The organism is Lacticaseibacillus paracasei subsp. paracasei, assembly GCF_000829035.1.
Classification (GTDB): Bacteria; Bacillota; Bacilli; order Lactobacillales; family Lactobacillaceae; genus Lacticaseibacillus; species Lacticaseibacillus paracasei.
The window spans coordinates 617,953-634,795 of the sequence record NZ_AP012541.1; the positions used below are offsets into that span (position 1 = coordinate 617,953).

Consider the following 16,843-nt stretch of genomic DNA (forward strand, 5'->3'; position numbering starts at 1 on the left):
TCCTCTTTCTATTCAGGATGAACCGGTGCTGGTGCCGTTTTTAGATAGGCCAGTTGACTGTCGGCAATGGCAGCATTCAAGGCGGCCAGTTGTTGGGCTTTCACCGAGTCGTCCCATCCCAGTGTTTGCGCCATTTCGTCAACAACCGGCTGTTTCAACTCAGCCAGTGTTTCAGCGTGGAAAAGTAGGGCATTGGTTCGGCGCAAGAGATAATCAACCGGTGTGAGCGTCATTTCTTCATTGAGTGAATAACGCAGACTCATGGTTTCCTTCAGACTTAATCCTGGCGCAGGGCCATCGACAGCGTAAGTGAGCACTCGGCTGGTATTGGAACCGAAGCGGTTAGCCAGATCTTGGGCTTCTTTTTCCGATAAACCAGCATCAACGCCAATCCGAATGTAGAAGGCCATGGTTTCTTCAACATTGGTCGGATCAAAATGTCCGCCGGAAACTTGCAGCTTTTTGGAATCGACTGCTGGCGCGTCAACGTTGAAACGGTCGACCAGAATACGGCGAATCAGTGCGAGGGCACCAGCGGCCATTTTCCGATAGTCCGTAATTTTACCGCCGGAAAGGGTGATGAGCCCGTCTGTCGCCTGGTCAAGCGAACTGCCGCGAGAAACTTGGGATGGGCTTAATCCGGCTTCGGCGTGTGCTGTTTCCAGTTTGGAAATAGCACGTTCAACATCGGCGCGGGTCGCCTGATCGTCTTCATAAGCGTTCACAACCTCGATCAAGGCCGCAAATGAATCGTCTGAAACCTTGCCGCTGTTAGCACCGCCGCCGTTATAATCGGAACTGCCGTTGTCGTTGATCAGTGGTCGCAACCCAGCCCAACTAGCTTCAATATCGTCGATCGTCATATGGCTTTCGGGGAAGCGTTTATTGACGACTTTCAGCAGATAATCGACATCTTCTTGCTCAACGCGGGGATGTTCATAATCGCCGGTATAATCTGTATCAGTGGTACCAAAATACGTTTTGCCTTCTCGCGGAACCACGAAGAACATCCGACCATCGTTTAAGCCAGTATCCATGTAAGTTGGTTGCGGAACTGGCAAGCGAGAACCGTCAACGACTAGATGAACACCTTTGGTTGGCCGCAAAGTTGGCGCGTGTTTTTCGTGATCGTCAAGTGCATTGAACTTATCAGCCCATGGAGCCCATGGACCGGTTGTGTTGATGACCAGTTTGGCATGGATATCGAATTCAGTGTCGTCCAACAAGTCTTTAACATGCAGCCCAACCACTTGACCAGCGTCATTGTGCAGCATGCCGACCGCTTTAACATGACTGGCCATCAAGCAGCCAAGTTCGTCAGCTTCTTTGATGTTTTCGATCACAAGGCGCGCATCGTTGTTGACGAAATCGAGATAAACGCCACCGCCTTGCAGGTTATCAGCGGACAATTGTGGTTCACGTTGAAGGACTTCATCTTTTGTCACGGTATAATTGGCGTACTGAGAACCTTCAACACCAGCCAATCGATCATAGAGATCCATGGCAATTTTGACGCTGAACATGTCAAACGTACTGCCGGATTCTTGATAAATTGGCAACAGCATTGGGAATGGCCGCGGGATATGCGGCGCGATCCCTTGCACGACGGCGCGTTCCTTAACAGTGTCAGCGACAACGCCAACATCAAAAGATTTAAGATAGCGAATACCGCCGTGTACCAATTTGGTCGAACGCGAACTGGTGCCTTCCGCAAAGTCCTGCATCTCAATCAAACCGGTTTTGATCCCGCTGGCAGCTGCTTGAATCGCCACCCCAGCGCCGGTAATGCCGCCACCGACGATGAGCAAGTCGAGCTCGGTATGCTTTAACTGATGAATCGTTTGTTTGCGCGTTTCGTTGGAAAATACCATTTTGTTCTCCTTCATTACGGATCGAGTCAGTCTCGATCATTTTTTGGTTGACAGATCAGGCTTTCTTCGCCTTGTGCTTATACATTTGGGTTGCAGCAACAGCTTGCTGCCAGCCTTCATAAAGGTGGTCGCGATCAAGCGCGCCCATTGTTGGTTCAAAACGTTTGCCAAGCTTCACGATACTTTGCAGTTCATCGGTATTGTTCCAGAAGCCAGTCGCCAAACCAGCGAGGAAGGCAGCGCCCATCGCCGTCGTTTCCAAATTGGCTGCTCGTTCAATCGGAATGCCTAAAATATCTGCTTGGAATTGCATCAGGTAATCGTTGTTAGCTGCGCCGCCGTCAACGCGCAAAGCTTGGATCGGGATACCAGTGTCTTTATTCATGGTATCCACGACATCACGTGACTGATAAGCAAGAGATTGCAAGGTTGCTTTGATGAAATCTTCGCGAGTCGTGCCACGAGTGATGCCAAAAATAGCACCGCGAGCATCAGAATCCCAATAAGGCGCACCTAAGCCTGTGAAGGCTGGGACAACATAAACTTCATTTTGACTCTTAGAAGCTCGTGCGGCGGCTTCGGAGTCGCTTGAACGCTCGACCAACTTCATGGCGTCCCGCAACCATTGAATCGCACTGCCGGCAACGAAAACGGAACCTTCAAGTGCATAGGTCACCTTGCCATCAAGTCCATAGCCGATGGTGGTGAGCAGGTTGTTGTTGGACAAGGTCGGTTTTTCGCCGGTATTCATCACAATGAATGCACCTGTGCCATAGGTGTTTTTCACCATACCCGGCTCAAGCGCCAGCTGACCAAAAAGTGCTGCTTGTTGGTCACCAACCATGCCGGCAATCGGCACGGTACTGCCGAAGAAATGGTAGGCTGCTGCATTGCCGTAAATTTCTGAATTGCTGCGAACTTCCGGTAGCATTTGCTTAGGAATATTCAACAATTGGAGAATCTCGTCATCCCAGGCTAGTTTATGGATGTTGAACAACATGGTTCGTGAGGCGTTGGTATAGTCGGTGACATGAATGGCGCCGCCGGACAGCTTCCAAGAAAGCCAAGTATCGATGGTGCCGAAAAGCAGTTCGCCTTTTTCCGCCCGTTCTTGCGCGCCAGGCACATGATCCAAAATCCAGCGAATCTTAGTCGCTGAGAAATACGAATCAATTAGCAAACCGGTTGAATCATGAATCATATCGCTGTGGCCATCTGCCTTAAGTTTGTCAGCGATCTCGCTAGTTTGCCGCGACTGCCAGACGATGGCGTTGTAGATTGGCAACCCGGTCTGTTTGTCCCATACAACCGTGGTTTCCCGTTGATTGGTAATCCCGATTCCGACAATTTGGCGTGGCTGAATCTGTGATTCAATAAACGCCGTCGCGATGGTCGACAAAGCGGCATTCCAAATTTCATTGGCATTATGCTCGACCCATCCCGGATGCGGAAAATACTGCGGAAATTCCCGCTGTGCATCAACAACTTTTTGACCATTGTGATCGATGATGATGGTCCGTGTACTCGTGGTACCCTCATCAATCGCCAGAATGTACTTCTGATCACTTGTCACAAATAACTACCCCCTGTGAAATAATATTGTACACAATGAAAACGTTTCCAGAAACAGTTATACCGTACCTCGTGCCATTCTGCCAACTTTAAACTTATGTGTATCATTAGTTATTTTAAAAAGTTAAAAAACCGATCAAAATTCTGTAAATGAGATGGAAATGGAGGTTGTGCTGCAAATGAGATATCTTGAATAAAAAAACGCGTGGCCGATGAACGTTTTCATCAGCCGCGCGTATTTTGCTTAGGATCATCTGACCTGCTATTGGATGAGCTGGCGCATGCGATGGATCCGCTCAAAAATCTGGTCTTCCTGACGGCGATCAGCCCAAGAAAAATTGTGCATCGTGCTATTCGGGCGATTAACCTTCGTGTACAAAATGGTTGGATTATAAGCATATTTGCCAGGCGTATGCGCGACAAAATCCGCCGTGAAGTAATAGTCCTCAGCAATGCGTAATTGTTCATCATAGCGAATATTACCGGCAGTTAAAGCATCACGAGAGAAAGCCTTGTTCCAAATATAACCGCCCACTTCGGAGCCGTGGCGTGAGACTTGATCAAACATTTCACGCTGTGACAACAATTGAAAGCGATTGGGCCCGCCGCGGCTGCGATGCCACCAATCATAACCAACCGCAGTGGCCACAACACCCGATGTGAACCCGTGTGATAACGTTTCGGCAAAGGTCGGCGCGATTAAATCGTCACCGTCGACAAACGCCACAGCTTGACCAGTGGCATGATCAATGCCAAAGTTTCGCGCAGCACCGATGCCACGATGGTCATTAAAACCGGTCGCGTGAAAATTAGGGATACCTTTAACAAAATCAGCCACTGTCTGAGCGGTACCATCAGTAGAGGCATCGTCGATGAGCCAAATTTCAAAATCAATTGTTTGTTGCTGGATACTTTTTAATGTCTCAGGCAGATAATGACCTAAATTGTAAGTTGGCACAACGATGGTTAAATCTAAGTTCGACGTAATTGCCTCCTTGAAGCTCGTTTTGATCATTATCGTCAAATTAACGGAGGCGTCAAATAAAGTGATTCGTTTGTAGAGACATGACTAGCACTGATCATTAAAGAACAAAAGGCAACACAGATAATTGTCCTAAAAAACTGACGATGGCTTGCTGGATGGACACTGTTGAAAAAGAAAAAAGAACAGCAAAACTAAAGATGCTACAAAAATAAAATAAAACGTTTACATTCTGTTCAGATATGGTACACTTTGTTTGTTGATAGGAATATTCAATGTGGATTGTGACTATTTAATTAGGCGAGACCACAAATCGCAGTGCTGATCGCAGCGCGTGATTTGTGGTTTTTTCTTTGCACTGGGAGGTGATGACAACTTGCCAAAAATAGCTCAGATTTTTAACAACAACGTGGCCTTGGTTGATCTAGACAACCGCGGCCAAGCCGTTGTAAGGGGACGTGGCATCGCTTTTCAGAAGAGGCGAGGAGATGTTATTCCGACAAAGCAGATAGAGAAGATCTTTTATCTAGCGAACGAGACTTCCCGACAAAATTTGTACTTTCTCTTAAAAAATATTCCGATTGACGTGGTGACGACTACCTATGAAATTATTGATGTTGCCCAGAAACAATATCGACTGAAAGTGCTTGATTATATCTACATTACCTTGAGTGATCATATTTACGAGGCATATAAACGCTATCAGGCAGGGACTTATCAAGAAACAATGGTACCAGATTTTCATATTCAATATCCGGCCGAATATGCGGTGGCTAAACAGGCACTGCAAATCATTGCCACGAACCTTGGCGTTCAGTTTCCACAGTCGGAAATAAAAAATCTGGCGTTGCACTTTATCAACGCTTCCGGCGAAGACGATGGCGAGCAGGTTTTTGGTAAAAGCAATGAAGCCTCACTTAGTCAACTTGTACAAGAAGTGTTGAAGCGTCATCACATTACTCGCTCTCATTCAAATGGCAACTACTATGACCGATTTATGATTCATCTCCAGTATCTCATCGACCGACTGCAGCGTGTTGATACATATGCCGTTACCATTGTCCCTGAGGTTGCCACTGAACTTAAGCAAAACTATCCGCAGTCTTACAAGATTGCCTCAGAAATTTTCGATGAAATTAAGGATCAACTCTATCGCAGTATGAGTGAGGACGAACGACTTTACTTCATCATCCACATTCAGCGATTGATAAACGAAGCACCAGCCCAGAATCATTCACAAAACGATTCATTATAACGCGCTCGCAGTCGTAGAAGCCTACACATAAGGGCTTTGAAGCAATCTACCAAAGATTGGGCCAGTATGCTTCAAGCCCTAGATTGCAATAATAAAGTTACCACCTAGAAAGAGGCTTGCTCACTGCTTGAACTGGGGTTTGCCAACGGAGACATTTTCTAGGTTTGTTATTGATAAGCGCTGTGGCTTGTTGAATATCGGTCTCTGAAACCTGATCAAACTGTGTTCCCTTCGGGAAATAGTAGCGAAGTTCTCGATTGAACCGTTCATTTGTGCCCCGTTCATTCGGGTGATAGGCGTGGCAAAAGTAAACCGGTATCCGATAGCGCTTTGTAAGCGCCTGATCGCAGGAAAACTCTTTACCGTGATCAACCGTCACTGATCGAACCGGACCCGGAAAGTCCACCATCAGTCTTGCAAATCCCTTGAGAACAGCATTTTGTGATAAGTTTTCAAGCTTAGTTGTCGCCATTAAACGTGTCACCCGATCGACAATGGTCAAAACAGCAGCCTTTGACCCGCGACCACCGCGAACTGTATCCATCTCTAAATGTCCTTTTTCGGTTCGCCGATTAGCTGACTCACTGCGAATCTCAATTGAGGTGCCTACTGCTTGGTTATAGCGCGACCGAAGGTCTTGTCTTCTTTTATGACGTTTACCGTGATCAAAGAGTTGGCTTGGCTGAAAATCGACTTGTCTTTGATAAATCCAGTGGTAAATCGTGTGTGGCGCACAGTGAACGGCATAACCGACCATTTCAGGGGACCAACCTAGGTTTAGCTTCTCAGTTACCATCCGCTTCAACTTAGGCGTTAAAATCGAGTGCCGACCACAACGATGCCGACAAGTATCGGCATGATCCTGAGCTATAATGGCGCAGTAATCACCTTCAGGGCAACGGTGAAGCTCATGCCTAATAGAAATACGAGAGCGGCCTAAGGTCGCGGCGATGTATTGAATCGTGTGGTGTTGCATCAGTTCTATCTGAGATCGTTCAATTAAGGTTATAATGGCCATGGGACCTGTCCTTCTCTCTAGATGGTATGTTATGCAAACACCATTTTAGCAAGAACGGACAGGTCTTTTTTCACATTTTCTGGGTGGTAACTTTAATTATGCAATCTAGGAAGCACGCTTATGCTTTGGCTTCCAAGCGCTCAGGAGGAAAAGACTCATGAATAAGGTTTTTGATAAATTAAAACCGGTTTTTGAAGCCATCGCTGCTAACAAATATATTTCCGCGATTCGTGATGGCTTTATCGCATGTATGCCGATCATCATCTTCTCAAGTATCTTTATGATGGTTGCTTATGTTCCGAACGCTTGGGGGTTTTACTGGCCAGACAACGTAACGAATACGTTGATGGTTGCTTATAACTATTCCATGGGCTTGCTGGCACTGTTTGTGGCGGGAACGACTGCTAAAAACTTGACTGACAGCAAGAACCTTGAATTACCGAAAACAAATCAAATTAATCCAGTGGCCGTCATTGTGGCGTCTGAAATTTCTTTTGTCATTTTGTCGATCTTGCCGCTTAAAACCGGTGTTGACCTGACTTACATGGGGACTCAGGGATTGATCTGCGCTTATATCGTTGGGTTGATCGTGCCAAATATTTACTACGTCTGTATTAAGAACAATGTCACGATTAAATTACCAGAGCAGGTACCAGGTAATATCGCCCAGTCATTTAAAGACCTTATCCCGATGGGCCTTTCTGTGACAGCCTTCTGGCTTTTCGGTGTTGGCTTCAAAGCGGCAACGGGTACTGTATTGCCACGCTGGATCATTCAAGTACTTTCGCCGCTTTTCCAAGCCAGCGATTCTTATCTAGGCTTAGCCCTGATTGCTGGCGCGATGGCTTTCTTCTGGTTCTGTGGTGTCCAAGGCCCATCAATTGTTCAGCCGGCTGTTGTCCCGATTATGATTGCGAATACAGCAGCTAACTTGCAGCAATATCAGGCAGGGCAACATGTCTCGCACGTTTTGGCCATGAACACGATGGACTACGTCATGAATTTTGGTGGAACCGGAGCAACATTGGTGGTACCTTTCATCATGCTGTTTGCGGCCCGATCAGCGCAATTAAAAGCCGTTGGTAAGGTTTCCTTTGTGCCATGCACTTTCGGGGTCAATGAACCTGTTTTGTTTGGAATGCCGATTATCATGAATCCCATTTTCTTCATTCCGTTCTTAGCAACCCCGATCGTGAACGTTTGCTTATTCAAATTCTTTGTGAGTGTACTTGGCATGAACAGTATGATGTACACCATGCCATGGACAGTTCCGGGACCGATTGGGATTTTGATTTCGACTGGGTTTGCCCCGTTGGCTTTCGCCTTTGTTCTACTGACGTTGGTTCTGGACGTTGCGATATACTTCCCATTCATTCGCGTTTATGACAGCACACTCTTAGCTGAAGAAAAAGCTAAGGAAGAGGTCATTGAAGACGACGGCATGGCTGTTCAGGCGAGTGACACAGTGTCACCTTCTATCCCGACTGGTTTGACTGTTGCGACTGCCACAGACGACGATGCGACCCATGTGTTGCCTGAAACAGCCCCATCTGCCCACGGCGAAGCCTATTTCAAACAAAATGAAGTTAATGTTTTAGTGTTGTGTGCTGGTGGTGGAACAAGCGGTATTCTTGCCAACGCGCTAAACAAACTGTCTAAGGAACGCGGTTTAAAGCTCTCGGCCGCCGCCCGCGCTTATGGACAGGATATGGATTTGATCAAAGATATGAACATGGTCATCCTTGCGCCGCAAATGGAAAGCATGAAAGGTAATTTAAAAAAGATCACCGATAAGTATGGCGTCAAGCTGGTCACAACAACTGGTCGGCAATACATTGAATTAACCAACAATGGTGACAAGGCACTTGATTTTGTTGAATCCAATCTTTGAGACACTTAACAGGAGGTTATTAAGCAATGAGTAAACAGCTACCTCAAGATTTTGTAATGGGCGGGGCAACCGCCGCCTATCAAGTCGAAGGAGCCACCAAGGAAGACGGTAAAGGTCGCGTGCTTTGGGACGATTTTCTGGATAAACAGGGGCGGTTCAAGCCCGACCCGGCAGCGGATTTTTATCATCGTTATGATGAAGATTTGGCATTAGCGGAAAAATACGGCCATCAAGTGATTCGGGTGTCAATTGCCTGGTCGCGAATTTTTCCGGATGGTGCCGGGGAAGTTGAGCCACGCGGGGTTGCTTTTTACCACAAGCTCTTCGCGGATTGTGCCGCCCATCATATCGAACCGTTTGTTACGCTACATCATTTTGATACGCCCGAACGCTTGCACGAAGCCGGTGATTGGTTGAGTCAAGAGATGTTGGACGACTTTGTGGCTTATGCGAAGTTTTGCTTTGAAGAATTTTCCGAAGTGAAGTATTGGATCACCATTAATGAACCGACCTCAATGGCCGTTCAACAATATACAAGCGGGACATTCCCGCCTGCCGAGTCTGGACGTTTTGATAAGACGTTCCAAGCTGAACACAATCAAATGGTGGCGCATGCCCGTATCGTTAATCTATATAAGTCAATGCAATTAGGTGGCCAAATTGGAATTGTTCATGCGTTGCAAACTGTTTATCCCTACAGTGATAGCGCTGTGGATCACCATGCCGCCGAGTTGCAGGACGCTTTGGAAAATCGATTGTATCTGGATGGCACATTAGCTGGCGAATATCACCAAGAAACTTTGGCGCTCGTGAAGGAAATTCTGGATGCCAATCATCAACCGATGTTTCAATCGACACCGCAGGAAATGAAGGCTATTGATGAAGCGGCCCATCAGTTAGACTTTGTTGGGGTCAATAATTATTTCAGCAAGTGGTTGCGTGCCTATCATGGCAAATCAGAGACCATTCATAATGGCGACGGCACCAAAGGCTCTTCGGTCGCGCGGCTGCAAGGCGTTGGCGAGGAAAAACTCCCAGATGGCATTGAGACGACAGATTGGGATTGGTCGATTTATCCACGAGGAATGTATGACATACTGATGCGGATTCATAATGACTATCCGTTGGTGCCAGTGACCTACGTGACAGAAAATGGTATTGGTCTTAAAGAAAGCTTGCCAGAAAATGCGACCCCTGACACCGTGATTGAAGATCCAAAACGGATTGATTATGTAAAGAAATATCTGTCCGCAATGGCTGATGCTATCCATGATGGCGCAAATGTCAAAGGTTACTTCATCTGGTCACTTCAAGATCAGTTTTCTTGGACAAACGGTTACAGTAAACGATATGGTCTGTTCTTCGTTGATTTTCCAACACAAAATCGTTATATCAAACAAAGTGCCGAGTGGTTTAAGTCTGTGAGTGAGACCCACATCATTCCGGATTAAAAAGTTTTTGGCTATTTAGACAGCAAGGATTGAATCGGAGGGAAAATGATGGCTACTAAAGAAGAAATTTCAATGGTTGGTTTTGCACTTGTGGCGTATGCAGGCGATGCTCGAACGGCTGCTGTGCATGCACTTGATGCCGCTGAAGCAGGCGATTTCGATAAGGCAAACGAATTGGTTGAGAAGGCCCAACAGGATATCAATGAAGCCCACAACCAACAGACCCAGCTTCTAAGTCAAGAAGCTGGCGGTGCTGAAATGGATGTCACCTTTATCATGGTTCATGGTCAAGATACGTTGATGACAACCATGTTGCTCATTGATGAAACACGCTACATGATTCGCATGTTTAAGCGGATCAAAGAACTTGAGAACAAGCAGTAAATGAGTCATCATCATTTCTCGATAAAATGATAGTCGAATCGATCAGCATTTCCTCCAAATGACGAACTTTGCTGTTAGCGCGTCCTCAATAATTGAACAGAAGTAACCCAAAAACTAGGCGCGTGGCACATACAGCGCCTAGTTTTTCTATTTCTGGTTTCGGCGACAATTGATGACCAGTTTGGCTTAGTGTCCGTTAAGTACTGAGCGGGATAGCAAAGCGGAATGCAAAACGCTCAAATGTTTTAGTAAAAGAAAAAAGCTTTGAATTCGACAGTTGTTAGAGGATCGATAAAACAAAACAAAAAAATTTGGCTATAGCGCTTCCAATCCGTCATTATTTTTAGTAAAATAAAAACGGTTACAAAAATCAGCAGCGGATAAATAAGCTTAACTTCAATTAGGAGGTATTGACGGTGAATAGTACAGATGTCACGAAAGGTTTTACGGAACAATTTGGTAAGCAGACGGAGCACACCTTCTTCGCACCAGGACGCATTAATTTAATTGGTGAACATACCGATTACAATGGTGGCCACGTTTTCCCGTGTGCCATTTCGCTGGGCACTTATGCAGCGGTTGGCACCAATGAGGACAACGCTTTTCGGTTATACTCGGCCAACTTCCCAAAGGTTGGCATTATTGACATCCCATTCTCGGATCTTTTCCAAGATAAGCGCGGCTTGTGGACAGATTACTTCCAAGGTATGGCGCGGGTGATGAAGACGGCGGGTGCGAACTTCACGCATGGCCTCAATGTTTACATCAACGGCAACTTACCTGATGGCGCTGGGTTATCAAGTTCTGCTTCTCTGGAAATGCTGGTCGGAACGATTCTGAACAATCTTTTTGATGGCGGCTTTGAACCGTTGGAGCTGGTTCAGTTCGGCGTTAAAGTCGAAAACGACTATATCGGCGTGAACTCCGGTGTGATGGATCAGTTCGCGATTGAAATGGGTCGCGCAAATCAAGCAACGCTGTTGGATACAAACACGATGAAATACGAGTACCTGCCAGTTGAGATGGGCGATAACGTGATTGTCATCATGAATACCAACAAGCGTCGTGAGTTGGCTGATTCCAAGTACAACGAACGCCGCAGTGAATGCGAAAAAGCACTGGCAATGCTACAAAAAGGTATTGAAGTTAAAAGTCTGGGCCAACTGAGTGAAGACGAATTCGACGAGAATACTTATCTCATTTACGATCCAATCCTGATCAAACGCGCGCGCCACGCCGTCTTTGAAAATCAGCGGACATTGAAGGCTTCGAAAGCACTGCAAGATGGCGATTTGAAGACCTTTGGCAAACTAGTCTCTGCTTCTGGAGTTTCGTTGGCTTTTGACTACGAAGTCACTGGCATCGAGCTTGATACCCTTGTGACCAATGCCTTGAAGCAACGGGGTGTGCTCGGTGCTCGCATGACCGGTGCTGGCTTTGGCGGTTGCGCCATTGCGATTGTCAACAGTGCTGATGTTGAAGACTTTATTGACAACGTTGGTAAGGCCTATCGAGAAAAGATTGGCTATGACGCCCATTTCTATGTGGCCGATATTGCCGATGGTGCTAAGCAACTGAACTAACTCTGCTAAAATAGAAAAAGTGTTATAAAGTAGAGCGTGAGCCAGACCGATTTCTAGTCTGACGAACACGTTTTAAAAAAGGGAGATATTTTATTATGACAATTGCAGTTTTAGGCGGCGCTGGTTACATCGGTTCACATACGGTAAAACAATTACTCGCTGCCGGCGAGGATGTTGTGGTTTTGGATAACTTGATTACTGGGCATCGTAAGGCGGTTGATCCACGCGCCCGTTTTTATCAAGGCGATATCCGCGACTATCATTTTCTGAGCCAAGTGTTCAGTCAGGAAAAGATTGACGGGATTGTCCATTTTGCGGCGTTCTCAATTGTGCCGGAATCCATGAAAGATCCGTTGAAGTATTTTGATAACAACACTGGCGGCATGATCACCTTGCTTGAAGCCATGAATCAATTCGGCATCAAGAAAATTGTCTTCTCATCAACGGCAGCAACTTATGGCGAACCTAAGCAGGTCCCAATTAAAGAAACTGATCCGCAAGTACCGACCAATCCATACGGTGAAAGCAAGTTGGCCATGGAAAAGATCATGCATTGGGCTGATGTGGCTTATGGACTGAAGTTCGTGGCTTTGCGTTACTTCAATGTTGCGGGTGCAATGCCAGACGGTTCCATCGGTGAAGACCATCATCCAGAAACGCATATTGTGCCAATTATCTTGCAGGTTGCAGCAGGTACGCGAACTGGTTTGCAAATTTATGGTGACGACTATCCAACCAAGGATGGTACCAATGTGCGTGACTATGTTCATGTGGTCGATCTTGCTGATGCCCACATTTTGGCCTTGAAGTATCTGGATGCCGGCAATAAGTCATCCGCGTTCAACATTGGTTCTGCGCATGGTTTCTCCAACCTTGAAATTCTAAATGCAGCGCGTAAGGTGACTGGCCAAGAGATTCCAGCCACGATGGGCCCGCGGCGTGCCGGTGATCCAAGCACTTTGATTGCTAGCTCAGAAAAGGCTCGTGACATTTTAGGCTGGAAGCCAAACTATGACGATATTGACAAGATTATCGAAACCGCATGGAACTGGCACGAAAATCACCCAGAAGGATTTGGTGACCGGAATTGACCGCGATTAGCAATCACGTTGGTACCATTGTGAAACTCAATCCCGATTACACCCAGATGGATGCAGTCTATCTGACCAACAAATTGTTGAACTTGATCGGAGATGCTGCCCTTGACCTGTCTGGTGATGCTGATCCATTGACGAACCTTGATCTGATGGTGAAAGCTGCGCAGGAGAATGGTAAAATTCCAGATTCACAGGCAGCACGTCAGATTTTGGAAGCGCAGCTGATGGACCTTGCTACCCCGACACCAAGTCGGATCAATCAACTGTTTTGGGATAAGTATCAGGCGGGACCACGGGTTGCAACAGACTGGTTCTTTGCTTTGAGTCGCGCGAATAATTATATTCAAACGCGAGCGATTGCTAAGAACGTTGTTTTTCCAGCTAAAACTGAATATGGCGACCTCGAAATCACCATCAACCTGTCTAAACCGGAAAAAGATCCGAAAGACATTGCTGCTGCGGCACATGCCGCCCAGTCTGGCTATCCGGCGTGTGCCTTGTGTTTACAAACGGAAGGGTATGCCGGTCGAACTGACTTTGCGGCGCGAACCAATCATCGCATTATTCGCTTTTTGCTTGGCGGTAAAACATGGGGATTCCAATATTCGCCATATGCTTACTTCAACGAGCACGCGATTTTTCTGGATGCTATCCATGAACCCATGGTGATAGACCAAAGTACCTTCAGCAACTTGTTGTCCATCGTTTCAATGTTTCCAACTTATTTTGTTGGCTCAAATGCTGACTTGCCAATTGTCGGCGGTTCGATGCTGACGCATGAACATTACCAAGGCGGTCGCCATACATTTCCAATGGCCAAAGCACCAATTGAGACGCAGGTTGAAATTAGCGGGCATCCGCATGTTTTCGCTGGCATCGTCAAGTGGCCGATGAGTGTTATTCGCTTAGTGAGTGCTGATTCGGACGAGTTGATAAATGCAGCCGAACATGTTCGGCAGGTTTGGAATCAGTATACCGATGAAACAGTTGACGTCCGCGCATTTGTTGATGGCAAACCGCATCATACGGTGACCCCAATTGCTCGGCGTGTTGGTTCGGAATTCCAGCTGGATTTAGTGCTGCGCGACAATCAAACTAGTGCAGAGCATCCGGATGGTATTTTCCATCCGCATCAGGACGTGCAACATATCAAGAAGGAAAACATTGGCTTGATCGAAGTGATGGGACGTGCCATTTTACCGGCACGATTGAAGTCGGAGTTAGCTGAAGTCCAGAAATATCTTTTGGGTGAAGCCAACACGATGAAACCAATGCATCAAGCATGGGCCGACCAACTGAAAGCAAAATATGATTGGACGCCAGCAAATGCAGAGATACAAATGCAGGCAGCGGTTGGTCGTGTATTTGCCCGGGTCTTAGAAGATGCTGGTGTGTTCAAACGCGATGAAGTTGGTCAAAAAGCATTTGCTCGCTTCTGTCGGGAACTGTAGCAACAGGCTACGTTGCTGAAGCCGGCAAGGAGTCAATGGAAACGGAGAAAACGATGACCACGATTACAGATATTGCGAAGGCGGCAGGGGTTTCAATTGCGACTGTCTCGCGTATTTTAAATTATGATACGACGTTGGCTGTCACGCCCGAAACGCGCCAACGCGTGTTGAAAACAGCCGAAAAGCTGGCGTACAAACCACGTCGACGTAAACGTGTGTCCCCGCAAACCACCGTTGCCTTGATTCAATGGCGCAGCGAGCAAGAAGAGTTGAATGATCTGTATTATTTACAGATTCAATATGCTATTGAGGCTCGGGCGGCCTCAGCTGGCTATCATTTGCAGAGCTTGCATTTGGAGCAGTTGGCAGCTGAGACGACACAAAACGTCCAAGGTGTGATTGCGTTGGGTAAGTACGACGCTGGCGAAGTGGCAACGATCAAAGCCTTGGCGCAACCAGTTGTTTTCGTGGATCAAAATATGTTGGCATTTGACTGCGACTCGGTCACCAGCGATTATGCTGGTCCTATCGAGCAAATTATTCATCATTTTCAATCGGTAGGGATCAACGACATCGGGTTTCTCGGTGGCGTTGAAACGAGTCGCAGCGGACGCGAGCAGTTTCAGGACGTGCGGACAGCCGCGTTTGATCGGGTGATGTACGCAGAGAATTTGATGCAGCCAGCGTTTCGTTTTATTGGCGCGTTCACGCCTGATTCAGGTTACGAACTGATGAAACAAGCGATCACCAAACTCGGTGACACCTTACCGCACGGTTTCATTGTGGCCAACGACACGATGGCAGTCGGTGCGTTGCGCGCTTTGAACGAGGCTAAGATCGAGGTGCCGCAACGCGTCTCTGTGATCAGCTTCAACGATGTGGCGGTCGCCAAGTTCACGACCCCGCCACTTTCTACGGTGCATGCTGCCACTGACCAAATGGGCCAAACCGCGGTCGAACTATTGCAGGCACGCATCAAAGATCCGAAACGCGTACCACGTCAGGTTAACTTCAAAAGTGAGCTTATTATGCGAGCCAGCAGCTTGTAGGAACGGTATCATAACGTGTTCCCCCGCGAAGAAACCTGTCCATAATGACCTCAAGTGCAATGACCAAAAGCGGGTCATCATACTTGAGATCGGCTGATGCTTTGGTTTCTAACCGCGCTGGCTTACGCTCGTTTATAAAGGAGGACAAGATGGACGTTTCAGTTGAACCATGCGGTCAGTATCAAGGCCATAATTTGTATGAGCTGACCTTGACCAATGATCAAGGCATGGTTGTGAAGTTGTTGAATTATGGTGCAACCTTGGAAAAAGTGTTGTTACCAGAAGCTGATGGCTTGCACAACATGATTCTGTCGCTGCCAAGTCGGGAAGATTACGCAAAAGAGCGCAATTTTCTCGGCGGTACGGTCGGTCGAGTGGTCGGCCGGATTCGTGGTCATGTTTGGCAGCATGGGGATGTGAAAATTGATCTGCCAATGAACGAAGGTAAGAATCACATTCACGGCGGGGATGACGGTCTGGATCGGCAAGTTTATAACTTCCGTATTGACCAGACAGCTACCACAGCTAGTGCTAGTTTTACCTTTGTTGATCCAGCAGGGCATAATGGCTATCCGGGCAACGTCAAGCTGCAAGTGACTTATACCTTGGAGAATACGAATACCTTGCACTATCGTCTGGATGCAGTTAGTGATGAAGAAACGCTCTTCAATCCAACTAACCATACCTATTTTGCGATTGACCAGCCAAACAAAATTGATGCCACCACGCTGACGATTCCAGCCGACGATTACAAACCGCTTGATGCAGACCATCTGCCAGATCAAGGCTGGCAGCCAGTTGCCGGAACGGTCTTTGATTTTCGGCAAGGGCAAAAGCTTGGCGATGTCATTCACACTCGAGCAGCGCAAATCACTGCAGAACGGGGCATTAATCACCCATTCCTACTGAAACACGGTCAAACCCTCGCGGCCAAACTCCAGACTGACAAACATACTATGACCATGGCAACCACTGCGCCGTCCGTCGTCGTGTACACCGCCAACCACTTTGACGGTACCGGTATTCCTCACAACATTGATCAATTTGATGGCGTGGCTCTTGAATGCCAATTTGCTCCGGTCAGCGGCGATGATCTTTCGGCGATCACATTATTGCCGGGCGAACCATTTACGTTGGTGAATAGTTGGGCGTTTGAATAGGCAGCTTAACTTTTTAATGCCTCGGGATGTTCTGAACGAACCTAATCTTTATAAAGAAAGAAGCCTTCCAAATCATTGG

At 47.0% G+C, this 16,843-nt stretch carries 13 protein-coding genes; 9 read left to right on the forward strand and 4 right to left on the reverse strand.

The window, feature by feature from the left end; genetic code table 11:
- Nucleotides 1-8: 8 nt before the first annotated feature.
- From glpO to LBPC_RS02965, 3 genes are all read right to left on the reverse strand, one after another.
- Nucleotides 9-1,871 (reverse strand): type 1 glycerol-3-phosphate oxidase, encoded by a 1,863-nt coding sequence (gene glpO, locus LBPC_RS02955; protein ID WP_032781226.1) that lies wholly within the window; start codon nt 1,869-1,871, stop codon nt 9-11.
- 55 nt (nt 1,872-1,926) lie between these two features.
- A complete protein-coding gene (glpK, locus tag LBPC_RS02960) occupies nt 1,927-3,444 on the reverse strand; it encodes a glycerol kinase GlpK (RefSeq protein ID WP_003662830.1) in 1,518 nt (505 codons plus the stop codon).
- A gap of 261 nt (nt 3,445-3,705) precedes the next feature.
- Complete coding sequence (locus LBPC_RS02965) at nt 3,706-4,458, reverse strand: glycosyltransferase family 2 protein (protein ID WP_003662831.1); 753 nt, start codon at nt 4,456-4,458, stop codon at nt 3,706-3,708.
- Nucleotides 4,459-4,801: 343 nt separating this feature from the next.
- Between LBPC_RS02965 and lacT the strand changes: the two genes are divergently transcribed.
- Nucleotides 4,802-5,680 (forward strand): transcription antiterminator LacT, encoded by an 879-nt coding sequence (gene lacT, locus LBPC_RS02970; protein WP_003589800.1) that lies wholly within the window; start codon nt 4,802-4,804, stop codon nt 5,678-5,680.
- Nucleotides 5,681-5,777: 97 nt separating this feature from the next.
- On the opposite strand, the gene LBPC_RS02975 is transcribed toward lacT, so the two are convergent.
- The gene (locus LBPC_RS02975; RefSeq protein ID WP_003574021.1) at nt 5,778-6,698 is read right to left on the reverse strand and encodes an IS30 family transposase; all 921 of its coding nucleotides are present in this window, start codon (nt 6,696-6,698) and stop codon (nt 5,778-5,780) included.
- Between the two features lie 157 nt (nt 6,699-6,855).
- Here LBPC_RS02975 and LBPC_RS02980 point away from each other — a divergent pair, with 157 nt between their 5' ends.
- The 8 genes from LBPC_RS02980 (at nt 6,856) to LBPC_RS03015 (ending at nt 16,764) form a co-directional block, all read left to right on the forward strand.
- Nucleotides 6,856-8,589, forward strand: coding sequence for a lactose-specific PTS transporter subunit EIIC (locus LBPC_RS02980; RefSeq protein ID WP_003606766.1), 1,734 nt, complete (start codon nt 6,856-6,858; stop codon nt 8,587-8,589).
- A gap of 26 nt (nt 8,590-8,615) precedes the next feature.
- A complete protein-coding gene (lacG, locus tag LBPC_RS02985) occupies nt 8,616-10,040 on the forward strand; it encodes a 6-phospho-beta-galactosidase (protein ID WP_003589794.1) in 1,425 nt (474 codons plus the stop codon).
- Nucleotides 10,041-10,088: 48 nt separating this feature from the next.
- Nucleotides 10,089-10,424, forward strand: a complete 336-nt coding sequence (locus LBPC_RS02990; protein WP_003589792.1) for a PTS lactose/cellobiose transporter subunit IIA — start codon at nt 10,089-10,091, stop codon at nt 10,422-10,424.
- Nucleotides 10,425-10,840: 416 nt separating this feature from the next.
- Complete coding sequence (locus LBPC_RS02995) at nt 10,841-12,007, forward strand: galactokinase (RefSeq protein WP_003662836.1); 1,167 nt, start codon at nt 10,841-10,843, stop codon at nt 12,005-12,007.
- 95 nt (nt 12,008-12,102) lie between these two features.
- Entirely contained in the window at nt 12,103-13,098 is a 996-nt protein-coding gene (gene galE, locus LBPC_RS03000; RefSeq protein WP_003563715.1) for a UDP-glucose 4-epimerase GalE, read from the forward strand.
- Complete coding sequence (locus tag LBPC_RS03005; protein ID WP_003662837.1) at nt 13,095-14,555, forward strand: UDP-glucose--hexose-1-phosphate uridylyltransferase; 1,461 nt, start codon at nt 13,095-13,097, stop codon at nt 14,553-14,555. The genes galE and LBPC_RS03005 overlap by 4 nt, the downstream gene beginning before the upstream one ends.
- 35 nt (nt 14,556-14,590) lie before the next feature.
- The gene (locus LBPC_RS03010) at nt 14,591-15,604 is read left to right on the forward strand and encodes a LacI family DNA-binding transcriptional regulator (RefSeq protein WP_003662838.1); all 1,014 of its coding nucleotides are present in this window, start codon (nt 14,591-14,593) and stop codon (nt 15,602-15,604) included.
- Between the two features lie 149 nt (nt 15,605-15,753).
- Nucleotides 15,754-16,764, forward strand: a complete 1,011-nt coding sequence (locus LBPC_RS03015; RefSeq protein ID WP_032781228.1) for an aldose epimerase family protein — start codon at nt 15,754-15,756, stop codon at nt 16,762-16,764.
- The last annotated feature ends 79 nt before the right edge of the window (nt 16,765-16,843 follow it).

Excerpts from the sequence above, each read along its gene's own strand:
- glpO (WP_032781226.1), bottom strand. The coding sequence starts at position 1,871 with ATGGTATTTTCCAACGAAACGCGCAAACAAACGATTCATCAGTTAAAG.
- LBPC_RS02965 (WP_003662831.1), bottom strand. The coding sequence starts at position 4,458 with ATGATCAAAACGAGCTTCAAGGAGGCAATTACGTCGAACTTAGATTTA.
- LBPC_RS02975 (WP_003574021.1), bottom strand. The coding sequence starts at position 6,698 with ATGGCCATTATAACCTTAATTGAACGATCTCAGATAGAACTGATGCAA.
- LBPC_RS02980 (WP_003606766.1), top strand. The coding sequence starts at position 6,856 with ATGAATAAGGTTTTTGATAAATTAAAACCGGTTTTTGAAGCCATCGCT.
- lacG (WP_003589794.1), top strand. The coding sequence starts at position 8,616 with ATGAGTAAACAGCTACCTCAAGATTTTGTAATGGGCGGGGCAACCGCC.
- LBPC_RS02990 (WP_003589792.1), top strand. The coding sequence starts at position 10,089 with ATGGCTACTAAAGAAGAAATTTCAATGGTTGGTTTTGCACTTGTGGCG.
- galE (WP_003563715.1), top strand. The coding sequence starts at position 12,103 with ATGACAATTGCAGTTTTAGGCGGCGCTGGTTACATCGGTTCACATACG.
- LBPC_RS03010 (WP_003662838.1), top strand. The coding sequence starts at position 14,591 with ATGGAAACGGAGAAAACGATGACCACGATTACAGATATTGCGAAGGCG.
- LBPC_RS03015 (WP_032781228.1), top strand. The coding sequence starts at position 15,754 with ATGGACGTTTCAGTTGAACCATGCGGTCAGTATCAAGGCCATAATTTG.